A 579-nucleotide genomic window follows, 5' to 3' on the forward strand; every position below is an offset into this window, starting at 1 on the left:
GTTACCCGTTGCGGTTGCTTTGGCCTCAATTTCAATGTGGCCGCCTTCTCCTAGGTAAGGAATTCGCCCTGTGATTCGATCAGCAGTGACATCCATCAACTGAGCAGAACGAGAATCAAGGTGCATTGCATCATTCTCAAACAACAGGTCGAGTTGAAGATCGGTGATCAATGGCCATGCCGTATCGAAACTGAATTTCACATCCTCAAGCCCTACCCAGATCTGGAAAATTCCATCATGGTTTGAATAAGGAAATTGAGCTAGCTCGCCGTGCCATAACAGTTTCACCGAGCTTGAACGGCCTGCTTGAATCGCAGTCGAAAGGTAATCGGTAAGCTCTTGTCCTAATGCCAGTGTTGGCAGGTAACGCCATGTTTCTCCGACATTGTAAGCATCCGCTTCGCCATAGAAAGAGAGATGAGGGCTGGCGTTGTTAGGGAAGTCGAGACGAAAAGCGCCCAGTACTTGCAAATCAGGCGTCGCCGCCGTTACTTTGTCAGACCACAACCTCCAACCACTCTCATCTTGCTGCCAAACAATATCCACTTGGCCTTGCTTGATATTAAGCGGAGCTTGGAA

Annotated in this window: 1 protein-coding gene; it reads right to left on the minus strand. The window is 48.9% G+C overall.

Annotated features, from left to right (window positions below):
* Nucleotides 1–579: DUF3971 domain-containing protein (locus KIV40_RS26410; protein WP_285352143.1), on the minus strand; the 579-nt coding region annotated here is incomplete at both ends.

It is taken from the genome of Vibrio sp. D173a (assembly GCF_030248475.1).